Annotated in this window: 14 protein-coding genes; 8 read left to right on the plus strand and 6 right to left on the minus strand. The window is 67.0% G+C overall.

Annotation, left to right across the window (positions count from 1 at the left end; genetic code table 11):
- Positions 1-65: 65 nt before the first annotated feature.
- The 4 genes from panB to ACT009_RS04020 form a co-directional block, all read right to left on the minus strand.
- The gene (gene panB / locus ACT009_RS04005) at positions 66-926 is read right to left on the minus strand and encodes a 3-methyl-2-oxobutanoate hydroxymethyltransferase (RefSeq protein ID WP_445193081.1); all 861 of its coding nucleotides are present in this window, start codon (positions 924-926) and stop codon (positions 66-68) included.
- 43 nt (positions 927-969) lie between these two features.
- Entirely contained in the window at positions 970-1407 is a 438-nt protein-coding gene (locus ACT009_RS04010) for a hypothetical protein (RefSeq protein WP_445193082.1), read from the minus strand.
- Between the two features lie 119 nt (positions 1408-1526).
- Positions 1527-1874, minus strand: coding sequence for an arsenate reductase (locus tag ACT009_RS04015; protein ID WP_445193083.1), 348 nt, complete (start codon positions 1872-1874; stop codon positions 1527-1529).
- A 93-nt stretch (positions 1875-1967) separates the two neighbouring features.
- Entirely contained in the window at positions 1968-2924 is a 957-nt protein-coding gene (locus ACT009_RS04020) for a PEPxxWA-CTERM sorting domain-containing protein (RefSeq protein WP_445193084.1), read from the minus strand.
- A 225-nt stretch (positions 2925-3149) separates the two neighbouring features.
- Between ACT009_RS04020 and ACT009_RS04025 the strand changes: the two genes are divergently transcribed.
- Genes ACT009_RS04025 through ACT009_RS04045 form a run of 5 tightly spaced genes read left to right on the plus strand, consistent with a single transcriptional unit; the run spans position 3150 to position 8433 of the window.
- Positions 3150-5198 (plus strand): NAD(+) synthase, encoded by a 2049-nt coding sequence (locus tag ACT009_RS04025; RefSeq protein WP_445193085.1) that lies wholly within the window; start codon positions 3150-3152, stop codon positions 5196-5198.
- Positions 5199-5240: 42 nt separating this feature from the next.
- Entirely contained in the window at positions 5241-6101 is an 861-nt protein-coding gene (locus ACT009_RS04030) for a CDP-alcohol phosphatidyltransferase family protein (protein WP_445193086.1), read from the plus strand.
- Positions 6098-7189 (plus strand): inositol-3-phosphate synthase, encoded by a 1092-nt coding sequence (locus ACT009_RS04035; RefSeq protein WP_445193087.1) that lies wholly within the window; start codon positions 6098-6100, stop codon positions 7187-7189. The genes ACT009_RS04030 and ACT009_RS04035 overlap by 4 nt, the downstream gene beginning before the upstream one ends.
- Positions 7189-7893: an NTP transferase domain-containing protein gene (locus ACT009_RS04040; protein ID WP_445193088.1), complete on the plus strand. Its 705-nt coding sequence runs from the start codon at positions 7189-7191 to the stop codon at positions 7891-7893. Before ACT009_RS04035 ends, ACT009_RS04040 begins: the two co-directional genes overlap by 1 nt.
- A 3-nt stretch (positions 7894-7896) precedes the next feature.
- Complete coding sequence (locus tag ACT009_RS04045) at positions 7897-8433, plus strand: pseudouridine synthase (RefSeq protein WP_445193089.1); 537 nt, start codon at positions 7897-7899, stop codon at positions 8431-8433.
- A 102-nt stretch (positions 8434-8535) separates the two neighbouring features.
- Here ACT009_RS04045 and ACT009_RS04050 read toward each other — a convergent pair whose 3' ends face one another.
- On the minus strand, positions 8536-9315 hold the full coding sequence (locus ACT009_RS04050) for a helix-turn-helix domain-containing protein (RefSeq protein ID WP_445193090.1): 780 nt from the start codon (positions 9313-9315) through the stop codon (positions 8536-8538).
- A gap of 149 nt (positions 9316-9464) precedes the next feature.
- Between ACT009_RS04050 and otsB the strand changes: the two genes are divergently transcribed.
- From otsB to ACT009_RS04065, 3 genes are read left to right on the plus strand one after another with little or no spacing between them, the layout of a single operon-like run.
- Positions 9465-10208, plus strand: coding sequence for a trehalose-phosphatase (otsB, locus tag ACT009_RS04055; protein ID WP_445193091.1), 744 nt, complete (start codon positions 9465-9467; stop codon positions 10206-10208).
- Positions 10205-11986, plus strand: a complete 1782-nt coding sequence (locus tag ACT009_RS04060) for a glycoside hydrolase family 15 protein (protein ID WP_445193092.1) — start codon at positions 10205-10207, stop codon at positions 11984-11986. The genes otsB and ACT009_RS04060 overlap by 4 nt, the downstream gene beginning before the upstream one ends.
- The gene (locus ACT009_RS04065; RefSeq protein ID WP_445193093.1) at positions 11968-13368 is read left to right on the plus strand and encodes an alpha,alpha-trehalose-phosphate synthase (UDP-forming); all 1401 of its coding nucleotides are present in this window, start codon (positions 11968-11970) and stop codon (positions 13366-13368) included. Before ACT009_RS04060 ends, ACT009_RS04065 begins: the two co-directional genes overlap by 19 nt.
- Here ACT009_RS04065 and ACT009_RS04070 read toward each other — a convergent pair.
- Positions 13328-14404, minus strand: coding sequence for a mechanosensitive ion channel family protein (locus ACT009_RS04070; RefSeq protein ID WP_445193094.1), 1077 nt, complete (start codon positions 14402-14404; stop codon positions 13328-13330). The two genes, ACT009_RS04065 and ACT009_RS04070, sit on opposite strands and share 41 nt — an antisense overlap.
- Positions 14405-14431: the final 27 nt, after the last annotated feature.

The following is a 14431-nucleotide window of genomic DNA, read 5'->3' on the forward strand; positions in this document are numbered from 1 at the left end:
GAGAAAGTAGCGGCGCGGACCTTAGCCGCGCGATCCGAGAAACGGAAGCGGGCTGCGCGGGCGCGCTAATCCTTGGGGGCGTAGACCTGGTCGGCACCGGGGAAGGCGCGCGATCGCACGTCGGCGGCGTAGGTCTCCGCCGCGGTGGAGATCCGCCCGGCGAGATCGTCGAACCGCTTCACGAAGCGCGCGGTGCGTTCGAACAGGCCGAGCATGTCCTCCGCCACCAGCACCTGCCCGTCGCATTCGGCGGAGGCGCCGATGCCGATCGTCGGGCACGCGACCGCGCGGGTGATCTCGATCGCGATCGGCTCGACCACACCCTCGATCACCAGCGCGAAGCAGCCGGCTTCCGCGACCGCGACCGCGTCGGCGACGATCTTCTCGGCCTCCGCCGCGGTGCGCCCGCGCGCGCCGTAGCCGCCGAGCATGTTCACCGCCTGCGGGGTCAACCCGACATGCGCCATCACCGGGATGCCGCGTTCGGACAGGAAACGGACCGTCGGCGCCATCGCCGCCCCGCCCTCCAGCTTCACCGCCGCCGCGCCGGTCTGCTTCAGCAGCCACGCCGCACTCTCGAACGCCTTTTCGGGCGAGGCTTCGTAGCTGCCGAACGGCATGTCGATCACCACGACGGCGTGATAACTGCCGCGCACCACCGCCGCGCCATGCGCCGCCATCATCTCGAGCGTGACCGGCACCGTCGACGGCAGGCCGTAGATCACCTGGCCGAGGCTGTCGCCGACCAGCAGCAGGTCGCAATGCGGATCGAGCAGCTGCGCGGTACGCACCGTATAGGCGGTGAGCATCACCAGCGGCGTCGTTCCCTTCTGCCGCCGGATCGCGGGGATCGTCAGCCGCTTGAGCGGCGCGGGCGTCGGATTGGCGCGGCTGGTCGCGGTGTCGAGCGTGTAGGTCGTGGACATCGCCGGGTCCTAGCGGGTCGCCGCGCTCAGGGCCATCCGCGCGTCACCCGATCCAGCCGCGGCGGCGCGCATGGCGGCTCAGCCACAGCGCACCGGCACCGATCGCGACGATCAGGATCGGGAACGGCACCACCTGCGCCGCCCCGCGAACCGCGACGATGTCCGTCGTCGCGAACAGCCAGCCGAACTGGACGACGACCGCCACCAGCGAGATCGCGTAGAGCGGCACCGCGAGCACCGACCGGGTCAGTAACGCGACGGCGCCGAGCAGCCCGGTGCCCACCGCGACCGCGTAGATCGCGTTGTACCAGACCGGCAACGACGCATAGAGCGCCCGATCGTAATCGCTCGCCGGGCCCATCGCGTCGGCGCCGAGGCGGAACTGCTGCAGACAGGCGTAGCAGCCCACGACGCTCCAGATGAGCAGAACTACCGCTGCGATGCGAAACCAGAGCGGCGTCTGCCGCGACGTTGTGGCCATCGGATCCTACCCCCTTTTGTTCGGCAGGATTGTGCGCCATTCGGGGCGCGGTCGCAACGGTGATGGCGCTCGGTCGCGGCTTGTTCTCCCCGCTTCGCAGGACACGAAGGTTGCGAGCGCTATTCCAGCACGGCGTAGCGTTCCGGCGAGAAGCCGACGATCAGGACATCGCCGCGTTCCAGCACCGGGCGCCTGATGATCGACGGGTTGGCCAGCATCAACGCCACCGCGCGATCGCGGTCCAGGTCCGCCGTGTCCGCGTCGGGCAATTTGCGGAACGTCGTTCCGCTCCGGTTGAGCAGCATCGTCCAGTCCAGTCGATCCATCCACCGCGCCAGCGCCGCCGGATCGACGCCCGCCGTCTTATAGTCGTGGAAGGCGTAGGCGACGCCCGCCGCATCGAGCCACCCGCGGGCCTTCTTGATCGTGTCGCAATTACGAATGCCGTACATGATCAACGCTGGCATCCTCAATCTGCGGGGCCGTGTGGCTCCGCATAGCATCGACTTCCGGCGATGCCAGGCCGAAGCCCGTCACCGCCGGCGATCCGTCGATCAGGCTCAGCTATGGGCGACCTTCATGCTGCGTCGGCGATAGCGCAGCGTGCCGCCCATCATTCCGAAGCCGACCAGCATCATCGCCCAGGTCGCGGGCTCTGGCACGGCCGGCGTTGGATCACCGCCGACGACGTCGATCTTCAAGCCGACCGCATAGGCGTAATTGATGACGGCACTATTGCCCGCAGCAAGATTCCCGATGCTCCACGCCATGTTGAGCCCATTGTCGCCGCTCGAGGTCGCTCCGAGCGCACCGTTGCCGGCAAGCACATCCAGCGGATTGATGTTGGTGCAGCAGCTTCCATTGATCTGCGTGTTGTGGGCGTAGGTTTCCCCGCTCAGATTGACCAAGGCGAGCGTCCGACCATTGATGGTGCTGGAAGATCCCACGAAATCGGTCGGGCCGAACAGGCTATTACCCAGCTGGTTCTTCGTCGGGTCGCCGGCCCCGCCCGAATCGGGATCCACGGATCGCGCGAACGCCAGGCCAGTGATGTCGCTGAGCGCCGTGATCGTGGTCACGACATTGATCCGCTCGTCACCATCGTTGAAGAAATAGGAGTTGGTGATGCGCAGAAAGGCGTTGGCGCCGGTCCAGGTTGCGGCATTGGTGAAGCCGTTAGCGGCGGCGCCGACGAGCAGCGTCGGCCCACCCACTGACGCGAACGCGTTCAGACCGGTATTGTCGTTCTGCCGAAAGCCGGTTTCTGCGGAATTGACCGAGAACCCTTCGTGCGGCGTTCCCGGACTAACGTAGTCGGTACTGGAATCGAAGGTTCCCGTACCCGACGGATCATGGATCAGGCCCGGGCTGGTATTGCCGTTGCTGCCCAGCGTTCCAAAGTCGCTGATCCCGGCCTTTATATAATTCCCGGTCAATACGACCGGCGCGGCGTAAGCAGGCGCACCCGCGAGCACTACGCTTGCCGCAAACACTAAGTAGTTGAAATTACGCTGCATCTATTCGCCCCTTCGATGAATAGCTGAGTTTTCAGCTAGTTATCATGATCAGAGCGACCCTTGTCTGTTCGACTTCTACCGAGTCGATTCGGGTTAGCAGGAACGGTTAACGACCGGAAGGTAAACTGACTAACTGGCGGCAGTAACTGGATTAGCCCGGTTGCCGATCGGGCCGGCTGCCGAGGCTGCGTGGCCAAGGTCGGAATGGACCGCTAAGACGGCGGCATGATTGGCCATCCTTTCCACTCGATCCATAGCCACGGACTGGTGCGGGTCGCCGCAGCGACCCCGCTGGCGTCGGTGGGCGACACCGTGGCGAACGCCGATGCGACGGTGGCGCTGGCGGCTGAGGCGGACGCCCGCGGGGTCGATCTGGTGGTGTTCCCCGAACTCAACCTCACCTCCTATGCGATCGACGATCTGCATCTTCAGGCGGCGCAGCAGCGCGCGACCGAGGCGGCGTTGCTGCGGGTGGCGGCGGCGACCGCCGAGCTCGCGCCGGTACTGCTGGTCGGCGCGGCGCTGGTACGTAACGGGCGGCTGTATAATTGCGCGGTGGCGATCGCGCGGGGACGGGTCCTCGGCGTGGTGCCCAAGACCTTCCTGCCCAACTACCGCGAATATTACGAGAAGCGCTATTTCGCGAGCGGCGCGGCGATCACGGGCGGCACGATCATGCTCGGCGGGGTCGAGGTGCCGTTCGGGACCGACATGATCTTCGCAGCGAACGACCTGCCGGGCTTCGTCTTCCATGCCGAGATCTGCGAGGATTATTGGGCGCCGACCCCGCCCTCCACGCAAGGGGCGCTGGCGGGGGCGTTGATCTGCTGCAACCTGTCGGCCAGCAACATCGTGATCGGCAAGGCGCGCGAGCGGATGATGCTGGCGTCGGCGCAGTCGGCGCGCGCGGTCTGCGCCTATGTCTATTCCGCCGCCGGGCCGGGCGAGAGCACCACCGACATCGCCTGGGACGGCCAGGGCTTCGTCCATGAACTGGGCGAGCTGATCGCCGAATCCCGCCGCTTCGTGACCGATGCCGAGCTGGTGGTGGCGGACGTCGACACCGGGCGGCTGACGCAGGAACGGCTGCGGATGGGAACCTTCAACGATGCCGCCGTCCTCGCCGGACATCCCGAGACGCGGATGCGGCGGATCGCGTTCGATCATGCGCCGTCGCTTGCCGACATCGGCCTGGAACGCGCGATCCGGCGCTTTCCGTTCGTCCCCAACGATCCCGCCAAGCGCGACGCCGATTGTTACGAGGCTTTCAACATCCAGGTCGTGGCGCTCGCCAAGCGGCTCGTCGCGACCGGAGTCCAGCGGCTGGTGATCGGGGTGTCGGGCGGGCTCGATTCGACCCACGCGCTGATCGTCGCGGCGAAGGCGATGGACCGGCTCGAGCGGCCGCGATCGGACATCCTCGCCTTCACCATGCCCGGCTTCGCGACCGGCGAGGGCAGCAAGGCCAATGCCTGGGCGCTGATGAACGCGCTCGGCGTCACCGCGGCGGAGATCGACATCCGCCCCGCGGCGCGGCGCATGCTGGAAGATCTGGGGCATCCGTTCGCGGGCGGCGAGCCGGTCTATGACATCACGTTCGAAAACGTGCAGGCGGGCCTGCGCACCGACTATCTGTTCCGGCTGGCCAACCAGCGCGGCGGGCTAGTGCTCGGCACCGGCGATCTTTCCGAACTGGCGCTCGGCTGGTGCACCTATGGCGTCGGCGACCAGATGAGCCATTATGCGGTCAATGCGGGCGTGCCCAAGACGCTGATCCAGTTCCTGATCCGCTGGTGCATCCGCACCGACCAGTACGACCCCGCGACCGACGCGGTGCTGACCGCGATCCTGGCGCAGGAGATCTCGCCCGAACTCGTCCCCGCCGACGCCGACGGCGCGATGCAGAGCACCGAGGCGATGATCGGGCCCTATGCGCTGAACGACTTCTTCGCACATTACGTGGTCCGCCACGGCATGGCGCCGTCGACGATCGCGTTCCTCGCCTGGAATGCCTGGCACGACGTCGCGGCGGGGCGATGGCCGGAGGATTTCCCCGCCGATGCGCGAGTCGCCTACGACTTGCCGACGATCCGCCACTGGCTCGCCAAATTCCTGGTCAGGTTCTTCAAGACCAGCCAGTTCAAGCGATCCGCACTGCCCAACGGGCCCAAGGTTTCGGCGGGCGGGGCGCTGTCGCCACGCGGCGATTGGCGCGCGCCGTCGGATGGTATCGCGGCAACATGGCTGGATGAATTGCATGCGAACGTCCCGTAATTTCTTGCGTTCGCGCAGGGGCAGGCGCATTGTGAAGTTCTGATGACACCGCCGGCCCGGGATGGCTCACGCGATCGCCGGATCGAGGACCCATCGAACCTGTATCTGATCCACCCCGCCGCCCGCGCGCTGCTGCCGCGAGCGTTGGCGCTTGGTCTCTCGGCCAATTCGGTGTCGATCATGGGCTTGTCGTGCGGCGCGATCGCCGCCCTCGCCTATTCGCATTGGGGCAATCCGTGGCTGGCGCTGGTTGGCCTGGTCTTCTCGATCCTGTGGCTGATCGCGGACGGGCTGGACGGGATGATCGCGCGCGCGACCGGCACGTCGAGTCCGCTCGGCCGCGCGCTCGACGGGATGTGCGACCACGGCGTGTTCGCGCTGCTGTATATCGTTCTCGCCGCGTCGATGGGGACGGTGGAGGCATGGGTCCTCTCGGTCACCGCCGCGCTTTGCCATGCGGTACAGTCGAGCCTTTACGAGGGCGAGCGCGCTCGCTTCCATCGCCGGGTGCGCGGCGAGGCGCTGACCGCGGTGCCAGTGCCTGCGGGCATGTTCCTGGTGCGCCTGTACGACAGCGTCGCGGGTAGCCTCGACCGCCTCACGATGCCGTTCGAGCGCAAGCTCGCGGCCAGCCCGGATCCAGTCTCGCTCGGCGCACGGTACGGCGCGCGCGCGGTGCCGACGATGCGGTTGCAGTCGCTGCTGACCGCCAACGTGCGGGTCTGGGTGATCTTCATCGCGTGCCTGGTCGCCGATCCCCGCCTCTTTTGGTGGTTCGAGATCGTACCTCTGACAATCATTGTCATCGTCGGGCTGATGCGCCATCGCGGCGTCGAACGGGGATTTCTCCGCGGCGACGCCCCCCTCCCCATCCTATTGTCAAGCGAACAGGGTCATTCATGAAGAGCATCAACATCGCCATCGTCGGCATCGGCAACTGTGCGAGCTCGCTCGTCCAGGGGCTCGAGCATTACCGCGAAGGCGTCAACGATCTCGTCGGGCTGATGCATTGGGAAGTCGGCGGCTATAAGCCCTCCGACATCAAGGTCGTCGCCGCCTGGGACGTCGATGCGCGCAAGGTCGGCAAAGACGTCGCCGAGGCGATCTTCGCCAAGCCGAATTGCACCGCGGTGTTCGCCGCCAACATCCCCGCCACCGGCACCGTGGTGAAGATGGGCGCGGTGATGGACGGCGTCGCCGACCACATGGCCGATTACAAGGACGACCGCACCTTCATCGTCGCCAATGATTCGCAGCCGAACAAGGCCGACGTGGTCGCCGAGCTGAAGCGCACCGGCGCCGACGTGCTGATGAACTACCTGCCGGTCGGCAGCCAGGAAGCGACCGAATTCTATGCCGAATGCGCGCTCGAAGCCGGCGTCGCCTTCGTGAACAACATTCCCGTCTTCATCGCGTCCAACCCAGCCTGGGCGAAGCGGTTCGAGGATGCCGGGGTCGCGATCATCGGCGACGACATCAAGGCGCAGCTCGGCGCGACGATCGTCCACCGCGTGCTGACCGATCTGTTCGCCAAGCGCGGCGTGAAGCTCGACCGGACCTACCAGCTCAACACCGGTGGCAACACCGACTTCCTCAACATGTCGAACCACCGCCGGCTGGAATCGAAGAAGATCTCGAAGACCGAGGCGGTCCAGTCGGTCGCGGCCGAGCGGCTCGACGACGACAACGTCCATATCGGGCCGTCGGATTACGTGCCGTGGCAGAACGACAACAAGATCTGCTTCCTGCGCATGGAAGGCCAGCTGTTCGGCGGCGTGCCGATGAACCTGGAACTGCGCCTCTCGGTCGAGGACAGCCCGAATTCGGCGGGCGTCGCGATCGACATGATCCGCTGCGCCGCGATCGCCAAGGACCGCGGCATCGCCGGCGTGATCGATCCCGCCTCGGCTTATTTCTGCAAGCACCCGCGCCACCAGATGACCGACGATCTCGCCCAGGTCGCGGTCGAGGACTTCATCAAGGCCGCCTGATGATCACCACCGGCCTGCTGCTCGCCGCCGGTGAGGGCAGCCGGCTTCGTGACGTCACCCCCTTCAAGCCGCTCTGCCCGGTGGCAGGACGAGCGCTGATCGATCACGCGCTCGACGGGATGGCCGCGGCGGGGCTGACCCGCGCGGTCGTCTCGCTCGGCTACGGCGCCGACGCGATCGCCGCGCACCTCGCCGGCCGCAGCTGGCCGCTCGAGGTCGTGACGGTGATGACCGACTATCGCCAGCCCAACGGCGTCAGCGCGCTGGCGGCGCGCGCGCTGGTGGGGGCCGGGGGCGCGGTGATGGCGATGTGCGATCACCTGGTCCAGCCGCGCCACTATCGCCGGCTGGCGAAGGCCGGCGCGGGAGACGGCCTGCGCCTCGGCATCGACCGGCGGCTCGGCCATGCCTGGGTCGACCCGCTCGACGTCACCTGCGTCGCGAGCGAGGGCGACGCGATCGTCGCGATCGGCAAGGGGCTCGAGCCGCACGATTGCTACGATACCGGCATCTTCGCGGTCTCCGAACGCTTCTTCGCGACGCTGGAGACGCTCGACAGCCCCTCGATCACCGACGGGGTCCGCATCCTGGCTGCGGCAGGCAGGGCGAAGATCGTCGATTGCAGCGACCTCGACTGGCTCGACGTCGACGACGCGCCCGCATTCGCGCATGCCGAGGGTTGGATGACGAAGCTCGCGGCCTGACGCGTGCTGATCCTGTTCAACAAGCCCTACGGCGTCCTCAGCCAGTTCACCGACCGCGGCAGCCCCACCGCCCGCGCCACGCTGTCGGACTATGTCGACCTTCCCGGCGTCTATCCGGCCGGCAGGCTCGACCGCGACAGCGAGGGGCTGTTGCTGCTCACCGACGACGGCCGTCAGCAGGCCCGGATCGCCGACCCCAAGTTCAAGCTGCCCAAGACTTATTGGGTGCAGGTCGAGGGCGACCCCGACGACGCCGCGCTCGACCGCCTGCGCCGCGGCGTCCGCCTCAACGATGGCGACACCCGCCCCGCCGACGTCGAGCGCATCGACGCCCCCGCGATCTGGCCCCGCGACCCCCCGATCCGCGTCCGCGCCGCGATCCCCGACCGGTGGCTGAGCCTCACGATCCGCGAGGGACGTAACCGCCAGATAAGGCGGATGACCGCCGCGGTGGGGTTCCCGACGCTGCGGCTGATCCGGGTGAGCATCGGGGATTGGCGATTGAGAGACTTGGCGCCTGGGATTTGGCGCGAGGGGTGAGTGGCGACCGCACAAAACGGCAGCCTCCACTCGCGTCGTAGCGGTGCGCCGTCGTGGCTACCCGCGCCGCATGCCTTTACGATCGGCGGCGCATCGTCCACTCTACTCGATATAGACGCCCGCGACGCGCCAAGTGCCGTCTTCGTAGGCAAGCGAGACCGTCTCCACCACGTCGTCCTTGTTGGCGAAGCGGGTGCGGAATTTAACGACTTCATAGCCGTTCGGTGGGGCGGGCAGGCTCTCTTGGCCGGCGAACGTCCGGGACACCATCGCGCCTCGCGGGGCACGCGCGCTTTCGGATGCGGCGGTCCACATCGCGAGCGTGTTCAGTTGGCGGAACGATGCGCCCGTTGCGCGATAGCTTTCCTCCCAGCGCGCCTGATCGACCAGGGTCAGCCACCGACGCGCGGCGTCCACGACCGCGGCGTTCGGCGCCTCGCGTGCGGCGACAGGTGGCGAGGAAGGCGTGGAAGCGACTTGCGGGAACGCGGCTAGCGCGATGAGGCCGAGGGCAAGCGTCATCAGACAAACTCCTATGATCCAGGACGAGCGGTGTGCCCGCCGCACGCCGCTGTTCGGCGTCGTTTCGTGGTTCACCGGATACAGCGCGCCGTCTTCCCTGATTCCTTCGTCTCCAAGGAAATTGGGCTGTGGCCGATCCTCGGCGGAACCCTCCGCGTCGAGCAGCATGCGTGCCGCCTCGCGGCTGCTCGACACTGTCATCTTGCGCCGTGCATCCCGCAGTCGTTCGTTGATCGTATGAACCGAGACGCCGAGATTGCGTGCGCTCGATTTCGCGTCGTGCCCCCGTACGATGAGGCGAAGGGTCTGCTTCTCTTTGTCGGTAAGCCCCCAAAAACCTTCGTTGATCTGCATGTTCATACCTGAAGGCACCTATGTCGCAGGCGATATCGCGACTACCCCGAAAAATCTGTATCGCCGGGACTGCGGCACGCGTCGCTCCCGTTCTTGGCGGCCACGCGACGGTCCGCCCGCTTGACCCTCCCCGCCCGATCACCGACACGGCGCCGGTGATCACCCTCCCCCCTCCGCCACTCGACCTGCTTCGCGGGGCCGCGCTGTTTCTCGATTTCGATGGGACGCTGGTCGATCTCGTCGCGACACCGGATGCGGCGGCGGTGGACGACGCGCTGGCGGCGCTGATGGCGCGGCTGGTGGTGGCGCTCGACGGGCGGGTGGCGATCGTCAGCGGTCGGCCGGTCGAGGGAGTGCGGGCACTCTTCGGAAATGCGGACTTCACGATCTCGGGTAGCCACGGGCTGGAGATCGCGTGGCCCGACGGGCGGCACGATCGGGTGGAACGGCCGATGGCCCTCGACCGTATAGTCACCCGTATGAAAGCCTTCGCAACTGCACAAACCGGGGTGCTGGTCGAGGAGAAGCCGCTGGGTGCGGCGCTTCACTATCGCAACCTTCCCGCCGCCGAATCCGCGAGCACCGATCTCGCCCGCAGCCTCGCGGCGGACGCGGGGCTCCAGCTCCAGACCGGCAAGATGATGGTCGAGGTGCGGGTTCCCGGCGCCGACAAGGGCACCGCGCTCGCCGCGATGATGGCGGCGCCGACGCTCGCCGGGCATCGCCCGGTCTTCCTCGGCGACGACGATACCGACGAGCCTGCGATGGTCGCGGCGGCAGCACATGGCGGCGCCGGCATCCTTGTCGGCGCCGTGCGCGCGACCGCGGCGGCATACCGGCTGCGATCGGTTGCCGAGACGAGGACCTGGCTGACTGCGGCGACGGAGCGAGTGGCATGACGTCGGTGGATCTCTGGCCGATCGGCAATTGCCAGGTGAGCGCGCTGGTCGATCGCGCGGGACGCTACATCTGGGCATGCGTACCGCGGGTCGACGGCGATCCGCTGTTCTCCGCGCTGGTCGGCGGTGCCGAGCCCGAGCGCGGCTATTGGGCCATCGACATCGAGGATTCGGCGAGCGTCGAGCAACGCTATATCCGCAACACCGCGATACTGGTCAGCCGCCACACCGATTCGTCGGGCAATGCGATCGAGGTGATCGATTTCTGCCCGCGGTTCGAACGCCAGGGGCGCACCTATCGACCGGTCGCGTTCGCGCGGATCGTTCGGCCGGTGGCGGGATCGCCGCGCATCCGCGTCACGCTGCGCACCACCTGCGGGTGGGGCGGATCGTGCCAGGAGCATAATGGCGGGTCGAACCACCTCCGCGTCCTGCTCGACAAGATGTCGCTACGTTTGACCACCACCGCGCCGATCGGGATGATCCAGGACGAGCGCTCGTTCCGCCTGGAACAGCCGCTGCACTTCTTCCTGGGGCCCGACGAAAGCTTCAGCGGCGATCTGGCGGCGACGGTCGACGCGATGCTGCACGACACCACGCTGGAATGGCAGGAATGGGTCCGCGGGCTCGCGATCCCGCTCGAATGGCAGGATGTCGTGATCCGCTCGGCGATCACGCTGAAGCTGTGCCAGCACGAGGAAACCGGCGCGATCGTCGCGGCGCTGACCACCTCGATCCCCGAACATGCCGGGTCGGAGCGGAATTGGGACTATCGCTACTGTTGGGTGCGCGACGCCTATTACACCGTGCAGGCGCTCAACCGGCTCGGCGCGCTCGACGTGCTCGAAGGGTATCTCGGCTACCTCCGCAATATCGTCGACGAGGCGCGCGGCGGGCACATCCAGCCGCTTTACGGCGTGCTCGGCGAGGCGACGCTGGAGGAACGCTTTGCGCCCGATCTAGCGGGCTATCGCGGGATGGGCCCGGTCCGGGTCGGCAACGCCGCCTATTCGCAGCATCAATACGACGCCTATGGCCAGATCATCCTGTGCAGCGTCCACGCCTTCTTCGACCAGCGGCTGTTCCGCCCGAGCGGCATCGAGGATTTCGAGGCGCTGGAGAAGATCGGCGAGCGCGCCTGGACGCATTACGACCAGCCCGATGCAGGGCTGTGGGAGCTGCGCACCCGGCAGAGCGTCCACACCTATTCGGCGGCGATGTGCTGGGCGGCGTGCGACCGCCTCGCCAACGCCGCCAAGGTGCTCGACCTGCCGAAGCGCTGCACCTTCTGGCAGGAACGCGCCGATCACATCCGCAAGGTGATCGAGGACCGCGCCTGGCGCCCCGACACCAACCGGATGTCGGCGACCTTCTCGGGCGACGATCTCGACGCCAGCCTGATCCAGCTGCTCGACCTGCGCTTCTTCGAACCCGACGATCCGCGTTTCCTCGGCACACTCGCCGCGGTCGAGGCGGGCTTGCGGCGCGGCAGCCACATGCTGCGCTACGATACCGAAGACGATTTCGGGCTGCCCGAGACCGCGTTCAACGTCTGCACCTTCTGGCTGATCGAGGCGCTGCATTTCACCGGGCGCGGCGACGATGCGCGCGCGCTGTTCGAGGAGATGCTGGGGCGGCGAACCGCGGCCGGGCTGCTGTCCGAAGATATCGATCCGCATACCGGCGAGTTGTGGGGCAATTACCCGCAGACCTATTCGCTGGTCGGCATGATCAACTGCGCCTCGCTGCTGAGCAAGCCGTGGAGCTCGATCCGGTGAGCCGGCTGATCGTCATCTCGAACCGGGTGTCGGCGCCGACCGGGTCGCATTCGGGCGCGCAGGGCGGTCTGGCGGTGGCCCTCGCCTCGGCGCTGCGCGAATATAAGGGGATCTGGTTCGGCTGGTCGGGCGACCGGGCCGACAGCTTCACCGGCGACATCCATTTCGAGCGCAGCGACGGCGTCACCACCGCGACGATCGACCTGGAGGACCAGGACGTCGACGAATATTACAACGGCTATGCGAACCGCACGCTATGGCCACTGTTCCACTACCGCGTCGATCTGGCGGAGTACGAGCGCGAATATGCAGGTGGGTATCGGCGGGTCAACGAACGCTTTGCCGAGACGGTCTACCCGCTGATCGAGGACGGCGACGCGATCTGGATCCAGGACTACCACATGTTCCCGCTCGGCGACGAGCTGCGCAAGCGGGGCTGCGGGAACCGGATCGGCTTCTTCCTCCACATTCCGTGGCCGCCGCGTCGGCTGATGTCGATCCTGCCCGAGGCGCAGGCGCTGGCGCGATCGCTGTTCGCCTATGACGTCATCGGCTTCCACATCGACGAATGGTTGCAATCCTTCTGCGACTTCGCGGAGCAGGAGCTGGGCGCGGTGCGCGACGGCGAGGATCTGGTGCTCGACGGGCGCCGGGTGCGGGTGATGGCGGTGCCGATCGGGATCGACGTGCAGGAGTTCGTCGATCTCGCGGCGGGCACCAAGGCGCGGCTCGCCTATCGCCAGATGCGCGACAGCGCCACCGGGCGCGACATGATCGTCGGGGTCGACCGGCTCGATTATTCCAAGGGGCTGGAGGAGCGGTTCCTCGGCTACGAACGCTTCCTCACCGAGCATCCCGAGGAGCGCAAGGAGGTGTTCCTGCTGCAGATCGCGCCGCCGTCGCGCGAAGCGGTCGGCAGCTACCAGAAGATCCGCCGCACGCTCGAGGAACTGTCGGGGCGGATCAACGGCGAATATGCCGATATCGACTGGGTGCCGATCCGCTACGTCAACCAGGGCTATTCGCGCGACGTGCTCGCCGGCATCTACCGCGCCGCCAAGATCGGGCTGGTGACGCCGCTGCGCGACGGCATGAACCTGGTCGCGAAGGAATATGTCGCCGCGCAGGATCCGGAGGATCCGGGCGTGCTGATCCTGTCGCGCTTCGCCGGCGCCGCGACCCAGCTGACCGACGCGTTGCTGGTCAACCCGTACAGCGCGGAGGAGATGTCCGACGCGATCATCCGGGCGCTGCGGATGTCCAGGACGGAGCGCATCGATCGCTGGCGCAAGATGATGGCGGCGATCGAGCAGCAGGATATCAGCTGGTGGCTCGACACCTTCACGTCGGCGTTGATGGAGCGGGAGCCGGTGCCCGCATGAGCCGTTCGCGCGGCAGCGCCTCGGGCATGTCGTTGCGGATGAACGCGTAGATCGCCTCGCGCACCTCGCAGCGCAGGTCGAACGCGATCGAGGCGTTCTGGGCGGTCATCAGCGCACGTACTTCCATGATGCCGTCGGGCTTGCTGTCGGTAACCTGGCAGTTGAAGAAGCGCCCGTCCCACCGCTCGCTGGCGCGCACCGCCTCTTCCACCTTGGCGCGAATCCGCGCGACGTCGGCGGCGGGATCGAGATACCAGAACACCGATCCCATCAGCGCGCTGGTGTCGCGGGTCCAGTTCTGGAAGCTGTTCTCGAGGAACTTGGACACCGGCACGATCAGCCGGCGATCGTCCCAGATCCTGACCACCACATAGGTCAGCCGGATATCCTCGATCCGCCCCCATTCGTTCTCGATGATGACGACGTCGTCGAGGCGGATCGGCTCGGTGAACGCCATCTGGATACCCGCGATCAGGTTCTTCAGCGCCGGCTGCGCCGCGGCGCCGAGCGCGAGGCCGGCGAGACCCGCCGAGGCGATCAGGGTGACGCCGATGTTGCGAACGCTGGGGATGCTCATCAGCATCAGGCAGAACACGACCAGCCCGAGCAGGACGACGCCGACGCGGTAGAGGATGCCGATCCGCGTCCGCCGCCGCCGTGCGCGCAGATTGTCGGCGACGCTGATGTCGAACCGCGCCTCGCCGATGTCGCGATAGGCGGTGAGCAGCGCGTAGAACACCCAGCCGAGGATCGCGGGTGAGATCAGCCCGAGCACGCGCTGCCAGATCCGGTCCCAATAGGCAGGCAGATCGAGGCTAGGCCCCGACGCGGCGAGCGCCATGCCGATCAGCAGCCAGAAGGTCGGCCAGCGCAACCGTGCGACCAGGATGTCGTCGGTCCGGGTCTTGGTCCGCGAGGTCAGGCGCCGCATCACCGCGATGGCGACGCTGTGCGCGACGATCACGGTCAGCAGCAGCACCGCGACACCACCGAAGCGCGCGAGCCAATCGGGGATGGCCTGTTCGATCGTTTGCATCGCAGCAGAACCCGTGTCGGAGAGGAA

It is taken from the genome of Sphingomonas sp. Tas61C01 (assembly GCF_052567495.1).

What these genes read in the sequence shown, in the direction of transcription:
- panB (WP_445193081.1), bottom strand. Translation starts at nt 926, where the DNA reads ATGTCCACGACCTACACGCTCGACACCGCGACCAGCCGCGCCAATCCG.
- ACT009_RS04010 (WP_445193082.1), bottom strand. Translation starts at nt 1,407, where the DNA reads ATGGCCACAACGTCGCGGCAGACGCCGCTCTGGTTTCGCATCGCAGCG.
- ACT009_RS04015 (WP_445193083.1), bottom strand. Translation starts at nt 1,874, where the DNA reads ATGCCAGCGTTGATCATGTACGGCATTCGTAATTGCGACACGATCAAG.
- ACT009_RS04020 (WP_445193084.1), bottom strand. Translation starts at nt 2,924, where the DNA reads ATGCAGCGTAATTTCAACTACTTAGTGTTTGCGGCAAGCGTAGTGCTC.
- ACT009_RS04025 (WP_445193085.1), top strand. Translation starts at nt 3,150, where the DNA reads ATGATTGGCCATCCTTTCCACTCGATCCATAGCCACGGACTGGTGCGG.
- ACT009_RS04030 (WP_445193086.1), top strand. Translation starts at nt 5,241, where the DNA reads ATGACACCGCCGGCCCGGGATGGCTCACGCGATCGCCGGATCGAGGAC.
- ACT009_RS04035 (WP_445193087.1), top strand. Translation starts at nt 6,098, where the DNA reads ATGAAGAGCATCAACATCGCCATCGTCGGCATCGGCAACTGTGCGAGC.
- ACT009_RS04040 (WP_445193088.1), top strand. Translation starts at nt 7,189, where the DNA reads ATGATCACCACCGGCCTGCTGCTCGCCGCCGGTGAGGGCAGCCGGCTT.
- ACT009_RS04050 (WP_445193090.1), bottom strand. Translation starts at nt 9,315, where the DNA reads ATGAACATGCAGATCAACGAAGGTTTTTGGGGGCTTACCGACAAAGAG.
- ACT009_RS04060 (WP_445193092.1), top strand. Translation starts at nt 10,205, where the DNA reads ATGACGTCGGTGGATCTCTGGCCGATCGGCAATTGCCAGGTGAGCGCG.
- ACT009_RS04070 (WP_445193094.1), bottom strand. Translation starts at nt 14,404, where the DNA reads ATGCAAACGATCGAACAGGCCATCCCCGATTGGCTCGCGCGCTTCGGT.